We start from the raw sequence: 20394 nt of genomic DNA on the forward strand, positions 1-20394 counted from the left end.
CCTTGGCAAATAAGTCATTTGCCATAACTTGTTGTTCTAATGGAACCTATACAATGCGTACTAGCAAATATCTGCTCTCAACTCTAAAAGAGACCCCTGCGGATGCAGAAGTTATCAGCCATCAGCTGATGCTGCGTGCAGGAATGATCCGTAAACTTGCTTCCGGTCTGTATGACTGGTTACCCACTGGTGTTCGTGTTCTACGTAAAGTAGAAACCATCGTCCGTGAAGAAATGGAAAATGCAGGCGCTATCGAGGTATCTCTACCCGTCGTTCAGCCTGCAGATTTATGGCAAGAAAGTGGACGTTGGGAACAGTATGGACCTGAATTGCTGCGTTTTGTTGACCGTGGTGAACGCCCGTTTGTTCTCGGCCCGACCCATGAAGAAGTGATTACAGATTTAGTCCGTAACGAAATCACCTCTTACAAACAATTGCCATTGAATTTATTCCAAATTCAAACCAAATTCCGTGATGAAGTTCGCCCACGTTTTGGTGTGATGCGCTCGCGTGAATTTATTATGAAAGATGCATACTCTTTCCACACTAGCCAAGAATCATTGCAAGAAACCTATGATGCGATGTACGAAGCCTACAGCAAAATTTTCACGCGTATTGGCTTTGATTTCCGTGCCGTTCAAGCTGACACTGGCTCTATCGGCGGTAGCGCATCCCACGAATTCCAAGTATTAGCAAAAAATGGTGAAGATGACGTTATTTTCTCTACCGAATCTGATTATGCCGCTAACATTGAATTCGCAGAAGCATTAGCACCAACAACGCCACGTTGCGCTCCAACAGAAGAGATGCGTCTTGTTGATACGCCTAATGCAAAAACAATCGCAGAGCTCGTTGAGCAATTCAATTTACCTGTTGAAAAAACTGTTAAGACATTGATTGTTCATGCGAAAAAAGATTCAGGTCACACGCTCGTCGCTTTATTAATTCGTGGCGACCATGAGTTAAATGAAATCAAAGCAGAAAAACACCCATTAGTGGCCAGCCCATTAGAATTCGCCACGGAAGCTGAAATCAGAAATGCAGTGAATGCTGGCCCAGGCTCTTTAGGCCCAGTCAATATGCCACTACCGATTGTTATCGACCGTAGCGTTGCAGTAATGAGCGACTTTGGTGCAGGCGCAAATATTGATGGTAAACACTATTTTGGCATCAACTGGGAACGTGATTTGGCGTTACCAGAAGCTTTTGATTTACGTAACGTTGTTGAAGGAGACCCAAGCCCAGACGGTAAAGGTGTACTGCAAATTAAACGTGGTATCGAAGTTGGCCATATTTTCCAGTTAGGGACTAAGTACTCAGAAGCAATGAAAGCTTCAGTCCAAAATGAAGATGGACATAACCAAATCGTCACCATGGGCTGTTATGGCATTGGTGTAACGCGTATTGTTGCCGCTGCTATTGAACAAAGCCATGATGACCGAGGAATTATTTGGCCGGACGCAATTGCTCCGTTCCAAGTGGCTATTTTACCAATGAATATGCACAAATCTTATCGTGTTAAAGAAGTTGCAGAAAAACTTTACGCTGACTTAAAAGCAAATGGTATTGATGTGATTTTCGATGACCGTAAAGAGCGCCCAGGTGTGATGTTTGCCGATATGGAGCTGATTGGTGTTCCATACACTATCGTTATTGGTGACCGTAACTTAGACAACAACCAAATTGAATATAAATCACGCCGTAGTGATGATAAAGAATTGGTTGGCTTAGAAAATGTCATTAGCTTCCTAAAAGGTAAGCTCGGTAAATAAAATAAGTTAAAAGCTAGAAAATAAAGCCCAAATTTCGATTATTTGAATTTGGGCTTCTTTTTTAGATGTCTCGGTACGAACCAATCTTAAAATCATCCGCCAAAATCTGTGATTTTAAATTTTCAGATGTTAATACTTCCAATTCATTTAAACGTGGATAAGCATAGTTACTTTTTAATAGCGCATTATCAATAAACGCAGGATGAGTCATAACTTCAATAGAATTATTACCTTGTGCTTTAGCTTCATTAATAATCTTCAAAAATAACGCTTCTGAAATTTGATCACCATAAAACTCACTACTGAAACAGTCAGTGCTTGCCACTTGATATGATAATGGCGGCCAATTTTTCTCTAATTGGCGATCAACACGTAACGCGACCCCCTTTTCTTGGGCGAAAGCAACTACAATTGGAAAAATACCCTCAATCATATGAACATGATGATGACTATCGATATGGCTCGGTTTTTGACCAAAAATTTCGATAAATTTTTGATATTGCAGATTTAGTTCTTGTTCAATCTCAATCAATGGTAAATCATTAATATCAATATCCCAAAGCCATTTACCCAACAGCCCATCACGGCTGAGAGTAGGCATTAATGAGAAAGGCTTCCCAGCCGTTAAAACAAAATGCATCCCCACTGCCAGACTCGGATTCTCTTGGCTTAATTTAGCCGCATGGGATATTGCGGGCATATTCATCATCGCGCTTGTTGAATAAACAACCCCATTACGATGAGATTCAATGATGCCGTAATTAACGGCCTCGCAGAGTCCAAAATCATCGGCATTTACAATAAGTAATACAGCCATATGCTCTCCCTTGACACTATAAGCTATTTGGCTAATTAACCTTCTTGCTCAAGCTGTTGTATTGCTTTAGCGAAGTTCGGTAGGTATTTTTTATGGGCGATTAGTAATTCCTTAGAAATTAAACGCGCATCGTTATCAGAATGAATTAATGGGTTTAGATTCATCGCCAATAAAACATCATTAAACTGACCATTTACTGCAGCTTGGCTAGTGGTAATTTCAAAAGTTTTTAAGGTATAAATTAAACCAAGTACTTTATCATCAAAATGCTTTACTCGTGGGTGCGGTTTTGCGCCATCACGACCTAATAAGCATGTCATTTCGACTGTCCAGTCTTCAGGAATATTATCAATATGCCCATGATGTGGAATATTAACGTAGTGCTCCGTTTGTTTGTCATTGTATATTGCATTGATGACTTCACAAGCGGCATCTGAATAATAAGCTCCACCTCTTAATTCAAGCTCTTTAGGTTTTACATCTAATGTTGGATTTTTATATAGTTCAAAGAGTTGATGCTCAACTTTTTGCACGACTTGAGCCCTAGCCCCCCCTTTATAATACTCGCCAAGCTCAATCGCTAGCATTTCCTTAGGTTTAAAATAGTACAATAAATAAGAGCATGGGATCAGATTTAATCCACGAATTAATCCTTCATCAAAAGCAAGGTCTGTAATATTTTTAACTGAATTTGCGCTTAATGTTCCAGAAGCAATCCCTTCTAATAACTCATTAAACCGTGATGAACCATTTACAATAACGTCTTTGATAAAAACCATATGATTTAAACCAAATAAGTCGATAGATAATTCATCGCTATCGGATAGTTTCAAAACATCGGTAATAAACATTTTCATACCGATAGGTATATTACAAACACCAATAAAACGTTTGAAGTTAGTGTGTCGATAAACAGCTTCAGTTACCATACCTGCGGGGTTGGTGAAATTAATTACCCAAGCATTCGGGCAAATTTCTTCGACATCTTTAATAATATCAAAAATCACAGGTATTGTTCGCAGCCCTTTGAATAAGCCACCAGCACCATTAGTTTCTTGCCCCAAATAACCATGTTTTAAGGGGATTGATTCATCTAACGCACGTGCTTTTAATTGCCCAACTCTTAATTGAGTCGTCACGAAATCAGCGTCTTTTAATGCTTCTCGCCTATCAAGCGTTTTAAATATCTTGAGTGGTATATTGGCATGTTTAACCATGCGCTCGCATAAATTATAGATAATATCTAATTTTTCTTTACCTTCATCAACATCCACTAACCATAATTCAGTAATAGGTAACTCATGGTAACGTTTAATAAAACCTTCTAATAATTCAGGAGTGTAGCTACTCCCTCCCCCAATGGTGACAACTTTTAATTTCTGATTCTGAGTCATATTAACCTCATTGTACCTTTATAATAGACATAGAAAAGCACACCATCTTTATAGAAAAAGATGGATATGCTTGAGACGCATAGAAATGGGAAGATTATTTAGGTAATAATTTAACCTACCATTTTTTGTTCAACACTAAATAGATTTTTTCTGTAATCACTTGGTGTTAATGAAGTTAGCTCTTTAAATTTTTTAACAAATAAACTTGGACTGCTATAACCGGATTCAAAAGCAATATCCGTAATTGAATAATTAGTTATTTCGAGTTGCTTTTTAGCAAAATTAATTCTGATATCATTAATAATCTGCATTGGCGTTTTGCCATAATAGCGTTTTGTTGCCCGAGTTAAGTACTCTTGTGATTTTCCCGTTATCGAAATCATATTTTGTAGAGCACTTTCACTAAACATAGCGATATCATGCATTTCTTCCAATGTATTTTTTAGCCATTGAGGGGCATCATCTCGCATACTTTTTTCACGATAATGGCGTAATCGATTTACGACATTAAATGTAACCAACTCAATAAATTCATTAAATTCACTATCACGAAAATTTAATGATGCAATCACGGACTCTATATAAGCCATAAATTCATTTTTTAATTGATAGCCTTGCGATGCAACAAAATAACTTGGTAATAGTGGTAAATAATGTTTATCAAAAAATGATTTACTAATTCCAACATTGAGTATCCGTGTAGGCCCAAAATCATAAGAGCTTTCATGATGCGACCCTATTGGGAGAAAAATAAAATCTCCCCGCTCTAATAAAACTTTTTTCCCATTAATTATTTGATAACAACGCCCCGTTAGAACAATCATATATTCATAATAATCATGTTGATGCAGTCCACTTGCACTCTCAACTTTATTATAAATAAAGACATGAAAGGTTTTATTATTAAAAAGTTCACTTTCTTGAACGAGTTTAATTTCAGCATTAGTGTCGGTTCTATTCATCAGTGCCTGCATCATGGCTCCCTCTCTAATGGTTTAATTTTTCATGTAACTCAATTAACTCTGTAATTAATTCACGGGCTAACATGGCATTCATTAAATGATCTTGTGCATGAACCAGAACTAAGCTAACTTTGATTCGTCCTTCACCCATATCACTTTCAATCAATTGAGTTTGCACTTTATGCGCCTCATTCAGCGAAGAGTGCGATTGTGCCATTAAACTTTTTGCCGTCACAAAATCACCTTCTTTCGCCTTTTTTAATGCGGTATAAGCCAAGCTTCTTGCTTGCCCTGCATTAATAATCAGCCCCATGACAACTTCTTCAAGTTCATCCATAGCCGCATCTTCTTGGATATCATTAAGTTCAAACATACTTTTATCTCTATTTTGATGGGAGGAGTAAGCTCCCCCTTATTTTAAAACTTAAGTGCGTTAGCAATATCTTCTTCACTCTCTTCTTCATCGATTGTGTTTTGTGCTTTATTAGAAATCACAACAAACGGAAGATAAACGAGTACAGCCACACCAAGGTTAAATAATGCAAGTAGTAAGGCAGCGATACTACCATTAGTATTAAAGAATGCAGCAAGCCCCGTCGGCATTGTCCATGGTGCGATATTCGTCACTGGTGGGATAATCCCTAAATAATAAGCCGCGACCATTATTCCTGCCAATAAAGGCTGAATAAGAATAAATGGAATAAACATAACCGGGTTCATAATGATCGGTAGACCAAAAATAATCGGCTCATTAATTTGGAAAATACCTGCCGGTAATGCTAATTTCGCAACCTGACGATGGTCGGCACGACGTGATGCGATAAAAATAGCGATAATTAATCCTAATGTAGCGCCCGTTCCACCTAAGAATACATAGGAGTCAAGCATCGGTTTTGCCCACATATGGAAGGATTTACCCGCAGCAATCGCAGCATCAACTGAACCATACTCTGCATATAAAGACACGTTTTCTAATGCCCACGGTGTCATTATACCGCTGTCTAATGCGGTTAATGCGAGAGAACCATGGATACCAAAGAACCATAATAGAGAGGTAAATACAACATATGCCCAGCCAACAACATTCCCCATAGAAGCAAGTGGTGTGGATACTGTGTCCATAATGATTTGATGGAAATTACTACTAATACCGCTTAGCGCCCACGACACAATTCCCATAATTGATAAGATGATAAAACCAGGAATAAGTGCAGAGAATGAACGAGATACGGATGGTGGTACGCTATCTGGTAATCTAATCACCCAATTACGGCGAACAATAAAAGTGAACATTTCAGCAACGACTAACCCTAGAATGATCCCTGAAATGATATTAGCCCCACCGAGCCAATTAGCACCAACGGCATAAGCACCATTGACGTCATATGGTGTGACTGTCATAAAAGAAGCAACAGCTAACAAACCAGCAGCAAGTGGATCAACCTTACGTTCTTCCGCCAGTGCCATCGCAATAAAAAAAGGTGCCATTAAGGACATAATTCCCAATGTCCCGTTATAAACGTTTCCACCAATGGCTTTAAAACCATTTAGTGTTTCTATCGTTGAAGGCTCTAGTCTAACCCCCAAAGAATAGAAAAATGACCCTGTATCAAAACTCAGAAAAACATTATTAATTAACACAAACATTGCCCCAACTAAGGTCAGAGGCATAATTCGAATAAAACCATTCTTTATTGCATTAACATGAGGTTGCTTTCCCAATCTAACAGCGAATGGAAGGAGTACCTTTTCAAGCGAAGTGATAAAAAGACTCATAAAAATACCCTCAATTTTTTGAGTATGCTCCATTCTTAACTAATTACGTTATGTTAATAACGTTAATGTTGATGGAGTTATTATGTTGTAGAGGTTGTAAATAGCTTTTTGGTATTAGCTTGCAGTTTGTTTTTTTATAATTGCAACGGCAGCTTTTAGTACACCGAGCCCATCCACTTTTCCGTACAAAAGTGAATCAATAACTTCAACTGGCTTGTTAGGTAATAATTTTTGGATATCCGATAACATCCAAGCAATTTGCGGGCCGAGTAATATCACATCCGCATCTACACCTTTTTCTGAAGCTAAGCTTTCAGGAAAGGCCTCTATATTGACAGGTACATCGTATTTTTCTGCTTGCTGTCTCATTTTGTTAACTAGCAGTGAGGTAGACATTCCTGCAGAACAAAATAGATAAATATTTTTCTTATTCATTCCTTATCCTTTGATTCGTTCTATTTTTTATTACCGCTATAACTTATAAGTTTTCTTATAGACTTATCATCTAACCCAACCCTACACACTAAAGCAATTAATTATCTCTAGTTGAATTGAGTATACTGCCTTCCCAGCATTTTCGATAATTCAAACTAACCAACAATTGTCTCCCATTGACCAACAGCCATGACAATCCTCACATTTATATAAATATTTTGCGTCAATAAAAAAGTTATATTGATATCAAATAATGATAAGAAAAAAATTAAAGATGGGTAATACGGCGTTTTAATTGGTAATTTATAGCCCAAAAAGAAAAAGACCCACTTCAGTTGAAGTGGGTCTTCTTAAGAAAGAAAAAAGTACGAATTAGTTGCAAGAAGCAGATTTGTCGAACTTAATTGCACCTGTTGGGACTAATGCGGAATCAAACTGGCCATCTTCCATTGAAGGACGAATGGTATAATAACCTTCAATTTCAGCATAGACAGGTGTACCACCATCTACCCCAGTTTCTCCATACGCTTTTTCTAATTCAACACCAGAAACAGCGTATTGGCGACCACTATCGCACTCTTTGAAAACAGCTGCATCAGCCATATAGCGGTACTGCCCCACTTTTTTACTTGGCTTAACTTGGTCTAACGTATAATTCATCTGTGTTTCAATCGGGTTACCGTCTAAATCCAGCAAGGTCACTGATTGACCATCTGCTGATTGGGCAAAATAAGTACTTTCACCTTTAGGATTAGTTGCTCGTAGTTTATTATTTTCTATATCCCATTTACCTGTATCATGGAAAGCTGTATCACCATCTTTCGTTCCTAAGTAAACGAGCTGTTCAACATAACTACCATCTTGGTTAACTAACAATGTTGCCTCAATACCAGAGCAATCCGCGCAAGGTAAAACCCCTGTATAGACTTTATCGACTGGTGCTACATCAATATTTTTTGTCGCACTCTGGCAGCCAGCTAACGTAATACTTCCAACCGCCATTAAGACTAACATTAGTGATTTTTTCATTATAATTCCCTTAAAACCATGTGTTTTAACTTGTTAACCAATATAAACATCATAGCATTTCATCTAATAAAAATATGTCAAACATAAGAAAATTCGGACATTACTGATAAAATACGTTGTGTATTGATTTAGTGAATAAGAATTGTCTTTTTCCCTGCGCTGTGATTATAGTTATTAAAGTTACTGTGCTATTATCGTACTAAGCACATTTTTGCTTAGTACAACATGTTCAAGGCGGCAATAACCGCCACTAACACAGTGGTGAGGGAATATGTCTACAGATACTGAATATCAACCTATCAATTGTGATGATTACGAATATCTAGAAATCGCATGCCAACGTCAGCTAAAGTTGCAAATAATACTTAATGACGGCGTGAATATTGAGGGGAAGGCCAGTGATTTACTCCTACGAAAAAAAGTTGAGTACCTGATTGTTGAGACACATGATGGAACCAAGGAGTTAAGATTGGATTGCATAATTTCCTTCAGTCATCCTGAAATCGGCACAATTGTTGTCGACCACTCTCACTAATACTCACGATTTTGAGTCCTTCTATAGCCCCTTATGGTAATCACAGTCATAAGGGGCTTCTCATTAATTTAATACCTTAAATTCACCCTCTTTTTGCCAATCGATGGCAATGCCCAGAGACGCTTCATCAACCAACCCCTCAGGGGTAATAAAGCACCCTACTGCGGTAATGAGCTGGTCGTTATAATAAATTAATGGCACTCTTTCTCTCATCCATGGAGCTACGCCTAATTCTTGCCAGATCTTCTTACTGCTTCTGGAACGATGGCGTCCTACTATTTTCAATGTGCCTTGCAGCCCAAAACGGACTGTCACATTTTCATGCGAAAGTGGTGGCCGTATCTGCCCCTCTCCTTCCATAACTTGTAATATTCCTAAGGATTCAGGTAACTCAATAGCCTCAGGAAAAGCCCATTCAAACTGTTTATTTAATAGACTATTAATGCGCTTAACAACCCACAATGCGCCTTGATAACGACGAATTTCAAATTGCCCTAAGCGGCAAATAGGGTCAGCGTCTTGCCGAGCTAACGCGACTTCTTGCCAAATACGTTCCAATTGGTTAAATGGCGGCATTGGTAATTGGTGCAAACCAACCCAACGACGAATTAAAGCATTACGTTTGGAAGATGAACACCCTTGCAAATCATCTATAAATAGGCCCCCTCGGTAATCCATCATACCTTCAAGGGTCTCTTTTAATAACTCATCGAGTAATGATTCTTGCTCAGCACATAACGCGGCACTGCGCGCGACAGCATGAGAAAAATGTGGCCAGCGCTCAGACAAAGTCGGCATAATATGAAGACGTAAAAAATTTCTATCATAACGGTCATCTTGGTTACTATCGTCCTCAACCCACGACAATTGTTGTTCTTGCATATAAGCTTCTAGCGCTATACGGGGTGTTGAAAGTAATGGGCGTAATAGCCATGTTGAACCGCAACACGCTGAAAAACTCAATAATTCAGGCATTGAAGACAACCCTGCTGGCCCACTACCACGCTTTAACGCTAACATGAAAGTTTCTGCTTGGTCATCAAGATGTTGAGCCGTAACTAATACCTCGCCTTCTTGTAATTCTTCTCGGTAAGCCTGATAACGAGCTTCTCGTGCTGCTGCTTCAATACCTTTTTGGCTTGAATCAACCACGACATGTCGGCAAATAAAAGGAATGTCCCATTGTGAACATAATTGAGCACAATGCTGCTCCCATTCGTTTGCTTTTCTATTCAAGCCATGATGAATATGAATAGCACGAATTTCTAGTGAAGGAAGCCGTTGTTGCCGAATAAGATAAAGTGCATGTAATAAAACTGTAGAGTCAATACCACCACTGAATCCCACTAGAATTTTTTGAATACCACTTATTTTATTAAGAACTTGTTCAACAATTACTTGCGAATGCTGCGCCATTTATTCGCCCTTCTTACGACTTCTGACTTTGGCTTTTTGCGCCAACACACAGAACACCAGAAATAATTACCAGTAATACCCCAATTGCATACGCAATTTCAAAAACATCATTTAAGATTAACACTAACCAGAGTACCGATAATACGGGAGATAAAAATACCACAGAAGCTATTTTCGCTGAATGACCTGTATTCATCGCCTTAAACCACAAAATATAAGACACCCCATTGATTAAAATGCCATTAACCAGTGTTGGCCAAAAAGCTGCTTTTGAAGGTAACTGCATTTCACTAAATAGTATCAGTAAGGCAAAAGAAGTTAGCGTTGAAAAAATAAATAACCACACAGTACTAATATAGGGGTCTATCGAATATTGGCGAGAAAAAACTGACATTAGTGCAAAGCAAAATGCACCACTAAAAACCAGTAATAACGCTGTTGGGTTTTCAACATGTAGCTGTGTAATTTGCCCTTTAGTAAAAGTAATAATCACCGCAATAAAACCAACTATGATGCCAATTATTTGTCTTCCAGCTAATTTATCTTTTAGCAATACTACTGATAACAAGATAATAACTAATGGCCAGCTATATTGAATGACCAATACGGCGATACCATTTTCAATGGAATATCCGTAATACAGTAACAAGTAGAATAAACAATCAAGAAAACCAAGAACAAAGACTTTGATTAGTACATCTCTTGGCAAGATAAACAGTTTTGTCAGCCGATACCCAGAAGCAAGTGCAACAATAATTACAGATATCGCTGAAATTAAGTTTGACCAAAAAAGGAATTGGAAGCTATCCATACCTTCTTGCCCAAAACGAGAGACAATAGGAATAAAACTCCATATCAATACGCAAGTAAAAGCATACAGCAAATAATTATATTGTCGCACCCTAATTCCTATCTATTATTATTTTCAGCAGATGAATAATTTAAATCAAAACACTCTGTTATCATTAAAAATGACTAGCTTAAAAATAAAAAAACGGGAGCTGGCAAAAAGCAAACTCCCGTTTTTATTAACGATTAGCGGTTAATAATTAGCAATAACCATAGTCCATCAGACGCTGATAGCGGCGGTTTTTCAACGCTTCGGCATCTAATGCATCTAATTCGTTTAAGTCCTCATTCAGGCGTGCTTTTAGCTGTTCCGCAATTTCATCATAATTACGATGTGCACCGCCTAATGGCTCAGGAATAACATTATCAATTAATTTCAGTTCTTTAAGACGTGGAGCAGTAATCCCCATCGCCTCTGCCGCTAGTGGTGCTTTATCTGCACTTTTCCATAGAATGGAAGCACAGCCTTCTGGTGAAATAACAGAATAAGTACTGTATTGCAGCATATTGACTTTATCACCAACACCGATGGCAAGAGCACCGCCAGAGCCACCTTCACCAATAACAGTACAAATGACTGGGACAGATAAACGTGACATTTCACGTAAATTACGTGCGATAGCCTCTGACTGACCACGCTCTTCAGCACCAACGCCCGGATAAGCCCCAGGAGTATCAATAAAGGTAATAATAGGCAAGTTAAAACGCTCAGCCAGTTCCATCAGACGCAATGCCTTACGGTAACCTTCTGGGGCTGGCATACCAAAATTACGACGGATTTTTTCTTTTGTCTCACGCCCTTTCTGATGCCCAATAATCATAACTGGGCGACCATCTAAACGCGCCATTCCACCCACAATGGCTTTATCATCTGCATAAGCACGATCACCTGCTAATTCTTGGAAATCAGTAAAAATGCGAGAAATATAATCCAATGTATATGGACGACGTGGATGACGAGCGAGTTTAGCGATTTGCCAAGCTCCTAGATCAGAGAAAATTTTACGTGTCAGTTCAACACTTTTTTCACGTAAACGAGCAACCTCTTCATCTAGGTTGACTTCTAAGTTGTTATCTTGACGGCTAACCGCTGTTAGAGAATCAATTTTCGCCTCTAATTCCGCGATTGGCTGTTCAAAATCAAGAAAATCCAGACTCATAATATTCCTATTTTAGTCAAATTCTAATTCTACCTGCTCACTACCCAGCAGAGTTCGAAGATCGTTCAGAAGGGGATCCACTGGCGTCACACGCCAAACAACACCAAATTTAAGCTTGGCTCTGGCATCATCCTTCTGGTAATACAGATGAACCGGGATCGTTCCTGAACGATGAGGTTCAAGAGTACTGCGAAGCCGGTTCAGCAATTGATCGTTAATTTGTTTATCTGACAGTGAAATTGCAAGTCCTCGTGCATATTTCTCCCTTGCTTCACTAATATCCATTAACTCACGCACTGTCATTTTATTACCACCATTGAAATCATCAAAGCTGACCTGACCGGTGGCTATCAGGATATTGTCTTTTTCCAACATATGTTGGTATTTATCGAGTGCATCTGAAAATAACATAATATCCAGACGACCGGAACGATCATCAAGCGTACAAATACCTATTCTATTTCCACGCTTGGTTGTAATGACTTTAGCTGAAAGTACTAAACCTACCACAGTTGTCACTTGACCACGAGGGGTGGGGTTCACATCTTTTAATCTAAGCCCATTAGTATAGCGCTCTATTTCGCTCAAGTATCGCGTTATTGGATGCCCTGTTAAATATAAACCAAGCGTTTCGCGTTCACCATCCAATACCACCTGCTCTGGCCATTTAGGCACACTGGCGTATGAACTTTCAACTTGTTCAGGTGCTTCCGCTAATACACCAAACATATCTGCTTGGCCTATTGCCTCTGCTTTAGCGTGTTGGTCAGCCGCTTTTAATGCATCTTCAAGGGAAGACATCAATGCCGCACGGTGAGGGCCTAATCGGTCAAATGCCCCTGCCATGATAAGCTTTTCCATCACACGACGATTAATTTTTTTAATATCAACTCGCGCACAAAGGTCAAAAATCTCTTTAAATATCCCGCCTTGTTGACGCGCTTCAACAATCGCCTCAATCGGGCCTTCACCGACCCCTTTAATTGCACCGATACCGTAAACTATCTCACCTTCATCATTCACATGGAAGTGATAAAGCCCACTATTGATATCTGGTGGCAATACTTTTAAGCCCATTCGCCAACATTCATCAACTAAACCGACCACTTTTTCCGTGTTGTCCATATCAGCGGTCATTACAGCAGCCATAAATTCAGCGGGATAGTGAGCTTTTAACCATAATGTTTGATAAGAAACTAAAGCATAAGCTGCTGAGTGCGATTTATTAAACCCATAACCGGCAAATTTCTCTACCAAGTCAAAGATTTTCATTGATAACTCGCCATCTACCCCGTTTTTGATTGCTCCTTCTTCAAAAACAGAACGCTGCTTCGCCATTTCTTCAGGTTTCTTTTTCCCCATCGCACGACGCAGCATATCTGCACCGCCAAGCGTGTAACCGGCTAAAACCTGAGCAATTTGCATAACCTGTTCTTGGTATAAAATAATACCATATGTGGGCTCTAGAACAGGTTTTAATGATTCATGTTGCCATTGTACATCTGGATACGAAATTTCTTCACGACCATGCTTACGGTCAATAAAGTTATCTACCATGCCTGATTGTAATGGCCCGGGGCGGAATAATGCTACCAGAGCGATCATATCCTCAAAGCAGTCGGGACGTAATCGCTTAATTAAGTCCTTCATTCCACGGGATTCCAACTGGAATACTGCCGTGGTTTCTGAGCGCTGCAGCATATCAAAGCTTTTTTGATCGTGCAGCGGAATCGCCGCAATATCAACCGGCTCTAAGTTTTTCTTAGCACGACGCGCGTTGATCATTTCCAACGCCCAGTTAATGATCGTCAACGTCCGTAAGCCGAGGAAGTCAAACTTCACTAGCCCTGCATATTCGACATCGTTTTTATCGAATTGCGTGACGGGGTTATTACCTTCCGCATCACAATACAGTGGCGCAAAGTCAGTAATTTTAGTTGGAGCGATAACCACCCCACCCGCATGTTTACCGGCATTTCGAGTGACCCCTTCGAGCTTACGCGCCATATCGATAAGCGCTTTAACCTCTTCATCAGCTTCATAAATTTCAGGGAGCTGTGGCTCTGCTTCGAATGCTTTTTCTAGTGTCATACCGGGATCTGGCGGCACTAATTTAGAAATTCTATCAACAAAGCCATATGGGTGCCCAAGTACACGCCCCACGTCGCGGATAACCGCTTTTGCCGCCATCGTACCAAAGGTAATGATTTGTGAAACGGCATCACGCCCATACATTTGGGCTACGTGATCAATGACTTGGTCGCGTTTTTCCATGCAGAAATCGACGTCAAAGTCAGGCATCGAAACACGCTCAGGGTTCAAGAAACGCTCAAATAGTAAATCGAACTCCAACGGGTCAAGGTCAGTAATTTTGAGTGCGTAGGCAACAAGGGAACCTGCCCCCGAACCTCGTCCAGGCCCAACGGGTACGCCGTTATCCTTCGACCATTGGATAAACTCCATAACTATCAAGAAGTAGCCAGGGAAACCCATTTGGTTGATTACGTTGAGTTCGATATCTAAACGCTCATCATACTCAGGACGCCTTTCTGCCCTGATTTTTTCATCAGGAAACAGAAATTCTAAACGCTCTTCGAGCCCCTCTTTAGAGCGCATGACTAAAAAGTCTTCTGTTTTCATATCCCCTGTTGGGAATTGAGGTAAGAAGTATTCACCTAAACGGATCGTCACATTACAACGCTTAGCAATCTCTACACTGTTTTCTAGCGCTTCAGGGATGTCAGCAAACAGCTCACACATCTCTTCTTCGGAACGTAAATATTGCTGAGGGCTATAATTTTTAGGCCTTTTGGGATCTGCTAATGTAAAACCATCATGGATAGCAACACGTATTTCATGAGCGTCAAAATCACTACTTTCAATAAAACAAACATCATTCGTTGCAACGACAGGTAGGCCTTTTTTAGTCGCTAACTCGACAGCCGCATGTAGATAACTTTCTTCATCAGGCCGGCCTGTTCTGACTAACTCTAAATAGTAGCTATCTGGGAAATGAGTTTCATAGAATGCAAGGCACTCATCCACTAAGGATTGGTTTCCCCTTAATAGAAATTGCCCGACATCCCCTTTACGGCCACCGGACAGCAGAATCAAGCCGTCTTTGTGCTTGGCCAGCCATTCTCGTTTTATCGTTGGCCCAACCGCACCATAGCCCTTTTGATATGCTTCAGAAATTAGTAAGGTAAGGTTTTGATAGCCTTCATTATTACGTGCTAAAACAGTTAGGTGAGATATTTCATCACCTAATAATTCACTTTCCACATAAAAATCAGCGCCAATAATGGGTTTGATCCCTGCACCATGCGCTGCACCATAAAACCGGACTAACCCGCAAAGGTTAGTAAAATCGGTGATCGCGAATGCAGGCATACCCATTGAAGCCACTTTTTTAACCAGTGGCCCTGTTTTGGCTAGCCCATCAATCATGGAATAGTCACTATGAACACGTAAATGAATAAAACGAGGTGATGCCATCGACCTAATACCTACTTATTGCTGTCTAAAGCTCTTCTCACAGGAGCAAAGCTTTTACGATGGAATTCGGTTGCACCATACTGCGCCAATTTTTCTAAATGATACGCGGTTGGGTAGCCTTTATGCTTCGCAAAACCATATTCAGGAAAAGCTTTGTCCAACTCAACCATTTCCCTATCCCTAATCACTTTAGCTAAAATGGATGCTGCGCTAATTTCTTGTACTAGGCTGTCGCCCTTAATTACTGCTTGTGAAGGCATTGGCAATTCAGGACAACGGTTACCATCAATTAAAACATACTCAGGAATAATGGATAAACCGGCAACAGCGCGCTGCATAGCTAACATAGTTGCATGTAATATATTTATATTATCAATTTCTTCTGGTTCTGCGCGACCAATACACCAACACAATGCTTTTTCTTGAATTTCATCAAATAATTTCTCACGTTTTTTTTCGGTGAGTTTTTTTGAGTCTGCCAACCCTATAATAGGGTTATTGGGATCAAGAATCACCGCTGCTGTCACTACAGCTCCGACTAATGGGCCTCGACCCACTTCGTCAACACCCGCGATTAAATTTGCTTTTGGATAGATAAATTCCATTAATTTTTGACCATATCTAATACAGCTTCAGCAGCTTGTTTATCTGCGTCACAACGAATAAGCTGATGTAATTGTAAAAAAGTTTCTTTCAGGTTTTCAACCCGCTCGCCACCCTCTAGGAGTGGAAGCAACTGCTGTGCAAGTTTATCAGGCTGGCAATCCTCTTGTAGTAACTCTTTGACAATCTCTTTTCCTGCTAACAAATTAGGCAAAGAAACATACGGCGTTTTCACTAACCGTTTTGCCAACCAGAAGGTGAAAGGTTTCATACGATACCCCACCACCATTGGGCATTTTGTTAGCATACATTCAAGTGCTGCCGTTCCTGATGCTAATAAAGTCGCATCTGCTGCAATCATTGCATCACGAGCTTGGCCATCTAAAGTATGAATTTGCAGTTCAGGCGTAGTATTTTGCTTTATCTCATCAAACTGCTGGCGGCGTTTTTCATTCACCAACGGCACCACAATATGTAAATCCGGGATATTACGCTGTAATATTTTCGCTGTATTAAGAAAATCTGCGCTTAGCATTTCGACTTCGGAATGACGACTTCCTGGCAGTAAGGCTAAACATTTAACATGCTCAGGAATATTCAGCCGATGTCGAGCGGCTTGTTTATCAGGGTGTAATGGAATGGCATCCGCCATTGTGTGCCCGATAAAACGGCAAGGAACATTAAAACGATCGTAAAAGGCTTTTTCAAAAGGTAAGAAAGCTAATACTAAATCCGTTGAACGACCGATTTTAAATACCCGTTTTTGACGCCATGCCCAAACTGATGGGCTAACATAATGAATGGTTTTAATCCCTTTCGATTTTAAGCGCCCCTCAAGGGTAATATTAAAATCAGGGGCATCAATTCCAACAAAAACATCTGGCTGTAATTCGGTAAAACGCTGGGTTAGATCCTTACGGATGGATAATAACCGAGGTAGGCGGCCGAGGACTTCAACGATACCCATGACGGCAAGCTCTTCCATTTCATACCAAGCTTCACAACCTTCGGCTTGCATTAAAGGACCAGCAACACCAACAAAGCGAGCATCTGGTATTTGCTCTTTAAGTGCACGGATAAGCCCCGCACCGAGAATATCACCAGATGTTTCTCCGGCAACAAGGCCAATAGTAAGTGGGCGGCTATTATTCACCGAAATTCGCTCCTTATTAAAGGCCTCGATTCATTAATACTAGATTAACGAATAATACCACGTTTAGACTGCGCTGAATCCTCTAAGAAATCACTAAACACTTTAACGTGTTCATTCGCTTTTGCCGCTTCTGCGATTTCTTCACGAGCTTCTTCTAACGATTTACCTGAACGATATAACACCTTGTATGCATTACGAATAGCATGTAGTGATTCTTTTTCAAAACCACGGCGTTTTAGACCTTCAAGATTTAAACCAAATGGTGTCGCGTGGTTACCTTGTGCAATGACATAAGGCGGCACATCTTGTGCAACACCAGAGCAGCCACCAACCATAACATGAGCACCAATTTTACAAAACTGGTGAACTGCGGTCATCCCACCAATAATGGCATAATCACCAAGTGTTACATGACCACCTAGAGTACCGTTATTTGCAATAATACAACGGTTTCCAATGATACAATCATGAGCAATATGCACATTCACCATCAGTAAGTTATCATTGCCCACTTTTGTCAGGCCAACATCTTGAACAGTACCACGGTGAATGGTTACGCTTTCACGAATACGGTTTCTGTCCCCGATTTCAACTCGCGTTGGTTCGCCTTGGTATTTAAGATCTTGATTAATCTCACCAATGGAAGCGAACTGGAAAATCACATTGTCACGACCAATTTTTGTATGGCCATTAACGACAACATGAGATTTCAGTTCAGTGCCTTCACCAATTTCAACATTCGCGCCAATATAACAAAAAGGGCCAATATGAACATTGGCACCGATGATAGCTCCATCTTCTACGATAGAGGATGGATGAATATAGGCTGTTTTATCAATCATATCAGACCTCACGACGACGGGCGCACATCATTTCTGCTTCGCAGGCCACTTCTCCATCAACTTTAGCAACACCTTTAAAACGTGCAACTCCGCGACGTTCTTTGATAAATTCTACTTCTAAGACCATTTGGTCTCCTGGTAGAACGGGACGTTTAAAACGCGCATTGTCTATCGCTGCAAAATAGTACAACTCACCCGGCTCTAATTTTCCAACGCTTTTAAACGCAAGAATTCCTGTCGCTTGCGCCATGGCTTCTAAAATCAATACACCAGGGAAAATAGGTTTACTAGGGAAGTGTCCTTGGAAAAATGGCTCGTTAAATGACACATTTTTCACTGCACGTAATGATTTGCCTTTTTCAAAATCCAATACACGGTCAACCAGAAGGAATGGGTAACGGTGCGGAAGCAGTTCTAAGATTTCTTCTATATTCAGAGTATGATTATCACTCATCGAAATACTCTTCCTGTCTATTAATACGGTTTAATTAATGAATCGGCCTGCTTTAACCTTAAATTAGGTTAACTGGCAGGCCGGAAAACGTAACTCAGATAACTATTTTAGCCTGAATTACAAAATGATTACTGTTTTTTTTGATTTTGGCTATCTAATTCACGCTCAACATGTTTCAGTCGCTTATTTATCTCATTGATATTTAAGACTAAAGCAGCTGTTTTACGCCAAGTTTTATTAGGCTGTAAAGGAATCCCTGAAGAATATACTCCTGGTTCAGTGATAGGTCTCATGACCATCCCCATTCCTGTTACTGTGACCTTATCGCAAATTTCCATATGGCCGTTGATGACACTGGCACCACCAATCATACAGTAACGGCCGATTTTTAAACTACCAGCCATGATAACACCACCAGCAACTGCGGTATTATCACCAATTATGACATTGTGTGCAATTTGGCACTGGTTATCGATAATAACCCCATTGCCAATTACTGTGTTATCTAAAGCACCTCGGTCAATGGTTGTACTCGCACCGATCTCAACACGATCGCCGATGATCACTGTGCCTAATTGAGGAATTTTGATCCAATTACCACGATCATTCGCATAGCCGAAACCATCAGAGCCAATGACTGTGCCAGATTGAACTAAACAGTGTTCACCAATCTCAACATTGTGGTATACGCTGACATTCGCCCACAAACGGGTTCCTGTACCAATACGCGTATTTTTGCCCACAAAACAACCTGCGCCAATCACCACATTATCGCCAAGCTCAACACCACTTTCGATAACGGCATTTGCGCCAATTGCGACATTCTTACCAAGTTTTGCATCATCAGCAATTACCGCTGATGCATGGATATCTTCAGCTGGGCTTGGCGTTGTATCCATAATTTGAGCCATGCGTGCATAAGCAAGGTATGGGTTATCCACTACCAGCGCAGCCACTTTGCATGCTTCAAGATCTTTTGCTGTGAGAACCACCGCTGCAGCTTGGCAATCTGCCAATTTGTCACTATAACGGCTGTCAGATAGAAAAGTAATCTGTTGATTATTCGCTGAATGCATTGGAGCAATACCGGTGATGGTAATATCACCATCACCGTGTAATTGCGCATTCAACTGCTGAGCAAGGTCAGCCAATCGAATTGAAGACATCTATTATTTAACCTGTTTTTGAACCTGACTTGTAATGTCAACGCTATCTTTTGCATAAGCAACTGCATTTGCATCGATAACGACATCATAGCCTTCTTTAGCTGCAACAGCCTTAATAGAGTTCTGAATACGAGTTAAAATTTTAGTACGCTCTTCGCCTTGGCGACGGCGGTTGTCTTCTTCAAATTTTTGAGCTTTTTCAGCGAATTGATCACGTTTAGTCATGAGTTCAGATTCAAGCTTTTCGCGCTCACTTTGTTTCATTGTTGCACCATCACGACGCAATTTTTCAACACGAGTTTGCAAATCTTTTTCTAGATTTTGTAACTCAGTCGCACGACTTTTGAATTCACTTTCAAGCTGTTTAGCAACGGCTTCACGCGCTGGCATATTTTGGAAAATTTCACCAACATTGACGATAGCGATTTTCTCAGCATAAGCCCCCGCAGACATTGCTAAAGCAATACTCACACCCGCTGCACACAACAATTTTTTCACACTAAACTCCTTAACCCATACGTATGGCTGGAAATTTT

General features: G+C 40.3%; 19 protein-coding genes. 2 read left to right on the top strand and 17 right to left on the bottom strand.

The window, feature by feature from the left end; translation table 11 throughout:
• Positions 1-53 precede the first annotated feature (53 nt).
• On the top strand, positions 54-1772 hold the full coding sequence (proS, locus tag FVA72_RS16515; protein WP_004257383.1) for a proline--tRNA ligase: 1719 nt from the start codon (positions 54-56) through the stop codon (positions 1770-1772).
• Between the two features lie 61 nt (positions 1773-1833).
• Here proS and chbG read toward each other — a convergent pair whose 3' ends face one another.
• The 7 genes from chbG to FVA72_RS16550 form a co-directional block, all read right to left on the bottom strand.
• Positions 1834-2589, bottom strand: coding sequence for a chitin disaccharide deacetylase (gene chbG, locus FVA72_RS16520; protein WP_110591293.1), 756 nt, complete (start codon positions 2587-2589; stop codon positions 1834-1836).
• 35 nt (positions 2590-2624) lie between these two features.
• On the bottom strand, positions 2625-3983 hold the full coding sequence (locus tag FVA72_RS16525) for a 6-phospho-beta-glucosidase (RefSeq protein WP_110591292.1): 1359 nt from the start codon (positions 3981-3983) through the stop codon (positions 2625-2627).
• A gap of 110 nt (positions 3984-4093) precedes the next feature.
• Positions 4094-4960 (bottom strand): transcriptional regulator ChbR, encoded by an 867-nt coding sequence (gene chbR / locus FVA72_RS16530; protein ID WP_094961147.1) that lies wholly within the window; start codon positions 4958-4960, stop codon positions 4094-4096.
• Positions 4961-4970: 10 nt separating this feature from the next.
• Positions 4971-5318 (bottom strand): PTS N,N'-diacetylchitobiose transporter subunit IIA, encoded by a 348-nt coding sequence (chbA, locus tag FVA72_RS16535; protein ID WP_110591291.1) that lies wholly within the window; start codon positions 5316-5318, stop codon positions 4971-4973.
• Between the two features lie 44 nt (positions 5319-5362).
• Complete coding sequence (chbC, locus tag FVA72_RS16540; RefSeq protein WP_036957985.1) at positions 5363-6721, bottom strand: PTS N,N'-diacetylchitobiose transporter subunit IIC; 1359 nt, start codon at positions 6719-6721, stop codon at positions 5363-5365.
• A 114-nt stretch (positions 6722-6835) separates the two neighbouring features.
• Positions 6836-7156, bottom strand: coding sequence for a PTS sugar transporter subunit IIB (locus tag FVA72_RS16545; RefSeq protein ID WP_094961145.1), 321 nt, complete (start codon positions 7154-7156; stop codon positions 6836-6838).
• Positions 7157-7528: 372 nt separating this feature from the next.
• Positions 7529-8185, bottom strand: a complete 657-nt coding sequence (locus FVA72_RS16550; protein WP_004257413.1) for a copper resistance protein NlpE N-terminal domain-containing protein — start codon at positions 8183-8185, stop codon at positions 7529-7531.
• Positions 8186-8456: 271 nt separating this feature from the next.
• On the opposite strand from FVA72_RS16550, the gene rof reads away from it, so the two are divergent.
• Positions 8457-8720: a Rho-binding antiterminator gene (gene rof, locus FVA72_RS16555; protein ID WP_004257417.1), complete on the top strand. Its 264-nt coding sequence runs from the start codon at positions 8457-8459 to the stop codon at positions 8718-8720.
• A 63-nt stretch (positions 8721-8783) separates the two neighbouring features.
• Here rof and tilS read toward each other — a convergent pair whose 3' ends face one another.
• The 10 genes from tilS to skp all read right to left on the bottom strand — a co-directional run bounded on the left by tilS (position 8784) and on the right by skp (position 20356).
• Complete coding sequence (tilS, locus tag FVA72_RS16560; protein WP_110591290.1) at positions 8784-10136, bottom strand: tRNA lysidine(34) synthetase TilS; 1353 nt, start codon at positions 10134-10136, stop codon at positions 8784-8786.
• A 13-nt stretch (positions 10137-10149) separates the two neighbouring features.
• The gene (locus tag FVA72_RS16565) at positions 10150-11037 is read right to left on the bottom strand and encodes a DMT family transporter (protein ID WP_094961142.1); all 888 of its coding nucleotides are present in this window, start codon (positions 11035-11037) and stop codon (positions 10150-10152) included.
• A 148-nt stretch (positions 11038-11185) separates the two neighbouring features.
• Positions 11186-12145, bottom strand: a complete 960-nt coding sequence (gene accA, locus FVA72_RS16570; protein WP_004257429.1) for an acetyl-CoA carboxylase carboxyl transferase subunit alpha — start codon at positions 12143-12145, stop codon at positions 11186-11188.
• A gap of 12 nt (positions 12146-12157) precedes the next feature.
• A complete protein-coding gene (gene dnaE / locus FVA72_RS16575) occupies positions 12158-15640 on the bottom strand; it encodes a DNA polymerase III subunit alpha (RefSeq protein ID WP_036957990.1) in 3483 nt (1160 codons plus the stop codon).
• A gap of 11 nt (positions 15641-15651) precedes the next feature.
• Positions 15652-16245: a ribonuclease HII gene (gene rnhB, locus FVA72_RS16580; protein ID WP_004257437.1), complete on the bottom strand. Its 594-nt coding sequence runs from the start codon at positions 16243-16245 to the stop codon at positions 15652-15654.
• On the bottom strand, positions 16245-17396 hold the full coding sequence (lpxB, locus tag FVA72_RS16585; RefSeq protein ID WP_004257441.1) for a lipid-A-disaccharide synthase: 1152 nt from the start codon (positions 17394-17396) through the stop codon (positions 16245-16247). The genes rnhB and lpxB overlap by 1 nt, the downstream gene beginning before the upstream one ends.
• Before the next feature lie 44 nt (positions 17397-17440).
• A complete protein-coding gene (gene lpxA, locus FVA72_RS16590; RefSeq protein WP_004257444.1) occupies positions 17441-18238 on the bottom strand; it encodes an acyl-ACP--UDP-N-acetylglucosamine O-acyltransferase in 798 nt (265 codons plus the stop codon).
• A gap of 1 nt (position 18239) precedes the next feature.
• A complete protein-coding gene (gene fabZ / locus FVA72_RS16595; protein ID WP_004257450.1) occupies positions 18240-18692 on the bottom strand; it encodes a 3-hydroxyacyl-ACP dehydratase FabZ in 453 nt (150 codons plus the stop codon).
• Between the two features lie 128 nt (positions 18693-18820).
• On the bottom strand, positions 18821-19858 hold the full coding sequence (lpxD, locus tag FVA72_RS16600; RefSeq protein ID WP_004257454.1) for a UDP-3-O-(3-hydroxymyristoyl)glucosamine N-acyltransferase: 1038 nt from the start codon (positions 19856-19858) through the stop codon (positions 18821-18823).
• 3 nt (positions 19859-19861) lie between these two features.
• Positions 19862-20356 (bottom strand): molecular chaperone Skp, encoded by a 495-nt coding sequence (gene skp, locus FVA72_RS16605; RefSeq protein ID WP_036957991.1) that lies wholly within the window; start codon positions 20354-20356, stop codon positions 19862-19864.
• Positions 20357-20394 lie beyond the last annotated feature (38 nt).

Source organism: Providencia sp. PROV061 (assembly GCF_011045655.1).
Taxonomy (GTDB): Bacteria; Pseudomonadota; Gammaproteobacteria; order Enterobacterales; family Enterobacteriaceae; genus Providencia; species Providencia hangzhouensis.

Excerpts from the sequence above, each read along its gene's own strand:
- tilS (WP_110591290.1), bottom strand. The coding sequence starts at position 10,136 with ATGGCGCAGCATTCGCAAGTAATTGTTGAACAAGTTCTTAATAAAATA.
- FVA72_RS16550 (WP_004257413.1), bottom strand. The coding sequence starts at position 8,185 with ATGAAAAAATCACTAATGTTAGTCTTAATGGCGGTTGGAAGTATTACG.
- fabZ (WP_004257450.1), bottom strand. The coding sequence starts at position 18,692 with ATGAGTGATAATCATACTCTGAATATAGAAGAAATCTTAGAACTGCTT.
- FVA72_RS16545 (WP_094961145.1), bottom strand. The coding sequence starts at position 7,156 with ATGAATAAGAAAAATATTTATCTATTTTGTTCTGCAGGAATGTCTACC.
- lpxD (WP_004257454.1), bottom strand. The coding sequence starts at position 19,858 with ATGTCTTCAATTCGATTGGCTGACCTTGCTCAGCAGTTGAATGCGCAA.
- FVA72_RS16525 (WP_110591292.1), bottom strand. The coding sequence starts at position 3,983 with ATGACTCAGAATCAGAAATTAAAAGTTGTCACCATTGGGGGAGGGAGT.
- lpxA (WP_004257444.1), bottom strand. The coding sequence starts at position 18,238 with ATGATTGATAAAACAGCCTATATTCATCCATCCTCTATCGTAGAAGAT.
- accA (WP_004257429.1), bottom strand. The coding sequence starts at position 12,145 with ATGAGTCTGGATTTTCTTGATTTTGAACAGCCAATCGCGGAATTAGAG.
- chbR (WP_094961147.1), bottom strand. The coding sequence starts at position 4,960 with ATGATGCAGGCACTGATGAATAGAACCGACACTAATGCTGAAATTAAA.
- rof (WP_004257417.1), top strand. The coding sequence starts at position 8,457 with ATGTCTACAGATACTGAATATCAACCTATCAATTGTGATGATTACGAA.
- chbA (WP_110591291.1), bottom strand. The coding sequence starts at position 5,318 with ATGTTTGAACTTAATGATATCCAAGAAGATGCGGCTATGGATGAACTT.
- rnhB (WP_004257437.1), bottom strand. The coding sequence starts at position 16,245 with ATGGAATTTATCTATCCAAAAGCAAATTTAATCGCGGGTGTTGACGAA.
- chbG (WP_110591293.1), bottom strand. The coding sequence starts at position 2,589 with ATGGCTGTATTACTTATTGTAAATGCCGATGATTTTGGACTCTGCGAG.
- chbC (WP_036957985.1), bottom strand. The coding sequence starts at position 6,721 with ATGAGTCTTTTTATCACTTCGCTTGAAAAGGTACTCCTTCCATTCGCT.
- proS (WP_004257383.1), top strand. The coding sequence starts at position 54 with ATGCGTACTAGCAAATATCTGCTCTCAACTCTAAAAGAGACCCCTGCG.
- dnaE (WP_036957990.1), bottom strand. The coding sequence starts at position 15,640 with ATGGCATCACCTCGTTTTATTCATTTACGTGTTCATAGTGACTATTCC.